At 50.7% G+C, this 2,361-nt stretch carries 3 protein-coding genes; all 3 read left to right on the top strand.

Annotated elements, in window-relative coordinates:
* Positions 1-14: 14 nt before the first annotated feature.
* Entirely contained in the window at positions 15-422 is a 408-nt protein-coding gene (locus CUJ83_RS15495; RefSeq protein ID WP_230743375.1) for a molybdopterin dinucleotide binding domain-containing protein, read from the top strand.
* 6 nt (positions 423-428) lie between these two features.
* Positions 429-1,793 carry a formylmethanofuran dehydrogenase subunit B gene (locus tag CUJ83_RS15490; protein WP_230743374.1) on the top strand — a complete coding sequence of 455 codons (1,365 nt, stop codon included), beginning with the start codon at positions 429-431 and terminating at the stop codon, positions 1,791-1,793.
* A gap of 14 nt (positions 1,794-1,807) precedes the next feature.
* A partial coding sequence (locus tag CUJ83_RS15485; protein ID WP_230743373.1) for an amidohydrolase family protein occupies positions 1,808-2,361 on the top strand: 554 nt, incomplete at its 3' end.

Here is a 2,361-nt window from a genome sequence, read left to right as displayed (position 1 = left end):
GAAGGAGACCGAATATGACTAACTCTATTGAAGCTAACCTGATTTCAGGCAGGACTGTCTGGCAGGGTGTTGCTATTGAGGGTCACAAGCATGATGATTATTATATCAAGACTTGTGGTATCGTTGAGATGGATGTCAGCGATATGAAGAGCCTTCATGTGTTTCCCGGGCAGACGGTGATGGTCAGATCTGATCACGGAGAGGTAGTCGTTAGGGCGGTCAAGGCGACCCAGGGTCCTCACCCTGGGCTTGTTTTTATTCCCATGGGTCCGTGGGCGAACCAGGTCATTAGTCCGAAGACGTATTCGACCGGTATGCCCCATTTCAAGGGAGTAAAAGTCTCGATTGTGCCAGCACCTAACGAAAAAGTTCTGAACGGTATTGAGCTGCTTCAGAAGACCACATTGAACCTGGAGGAGTAAGATTTGATGGAAGCTAAGACTCAGACTAAGACTGAATCTAAGAACTTGCAGGTTGTTACTGATGTGGTCTGCCCGTTCTGCGGTACGCTTTGTGACGATCTTAAGATCATTAAGGATGGAAACACGATTGTTGATACGATGAACGCTTGTGTCATCGGGAACGAGAAGTTCAAGTCTGCTCAGGACGGTCACAGGATTATGACGCCTCTCGAGAGGGATGATAACTCTGCTGAGTTCACTCCCGTGAGCTATGATTATGCTATTGAGAAGGCTGCTCAGATCCTTGCGAAGGCTAAGAGGCCGTTGTTCTACGGTTGGTCCTCCACGTCGTGTGAGGCTCAGGAAGTGGGGAATGAGCTTGCTGAGCTTTGTGGCGGTGTGACGGACAATACTGCATCCGTATGTCACGGGCCTTCTGTTCTGGCTATCCAGACTGTGGGTGCTCCGTGCTGTACTCTTGGTGAGGTGAAGAACAGGGCTGATCTGATTATTTATTGGGGTTGCAACCCGGTCCACGCTCATCCGAGGCATATGAGCAGGTATTCGATTTATCCGAGAGGCTTTTTCACGGAGAGGGGCTTCAAGGACAGGACGACCATTGTCGTGGATCCGAGGCCGACTGACACGGCGAAGCAGGCGGATGTTTACGTGCCTGTGGAGCAGGGTAAGGATTACGAGTTGCTCGATGCGCTCAGGACTGCATTAAGGGGAGAGAAGATCGAGCAGGAAGTTGTCGGTGGAATTCCCAGGGAGAAGATTGTGGAGCTTGGTGAGCTTTGTAAGTCTAAGAAGTTCGGCTTGCTTTTCTTCGGTATGGGTGTTACTCAGACGACTGGTAAGCACAGGAACATAGACATTGCTATCAGTTTTGTTGCTGATATGAACAAGTACACCAAGTTCAACCTTATAGCGATGAGAGGCCACTACAATGTGTCTGGTTCTGGCCAGGTTATGAGCTGGCAGTCCGGATTCCCGTTCGCGATGGATTTCTCCAGGGGGTACGCGAGATACAATCCCGGAGAGACCGCGGCGAACGATATTCTTGCGAGGGGCGAGTGCGATGCTGCATTTGTCATTGCTTCGGATCCCGGTGCGCATTTCCCGGTGTCTTCGATGAAGTATTATGCAAGGATCCCGACCGTTTGTATTGATCCTCATTACACGCCGACGACCGGTGTATCGAGTATAGTTATGCCGTCTACGATTGTGGGTGTTGAGGAAGAAGGCACCGCTTATCGTATGGATAATGTTCCTATACGCTGCAGAAAGGTCGCGGACGCTCCTGAGGGCATTCTCTCTGATCATGAGATTCTTGAGAGGTTGTACCACAGGGTGAAGGAGCTTAAAGGCGAGGCAGGTGGACAGCACTAATATTTGAGGTGAATATGATGACTCAGCCAGTAAAGAATGAATTATTGATTAAGAACGGGTTTGTTTATGACCCGGCTAACGGTGTTAAGGGTGAAGTCAAGGATATCGCTGTCCAGAACGGTAAGATCGTCGAGCCTTCTAAGCTTTCGACCGGCGCAAAGGTCATCAATGCCAAGGGCAAAGTTGTGATGGCCGGCGGTGTTGATATTCACACGCACGTTGCAGGACCGAAAGTTAATGTGGGCAGACTGTTCAGGCCGGAGGACAAGCTTCACGACACTATGGAAGCAAGGACTCCTCTGAAGAGGGCCGGCGGAGGTTTCTCCGTACCGACTACGTTCACCACGGCGTACAGGTATGCTAGGCTTGGCTATACCTTTGTTAATGAAGCGGCGATGCCGCCTCTCCTTGCAAGGCACACTCATGAGGAGATACGCGACACCCCGATCCTCGACCAGACCGCGTACACGTTATTCGGCAACAACTGGCTCGTGATGGACTACATCAAGAAAGGCCAGACCGAAAACCTCGACGCATACATCGCATGGATGCTCAAAGCAACCAAAGG

Origin of the sequence: Methanooceanicella nereidis (assembly GCF_021023085.1) — an archaeon.
GTDB classification, from domain to species: domain Archaea; phylum Halobacteriota; class Methanocellia; order Methanocellales; family Methanocellaceae; genus Methanooceanicella; species Methanooceanicella nereidis.
Note: the sequence above shows the minus strand (reverse complement) of the source record. Positions and strands in the feature narration are given on the sequence as shown.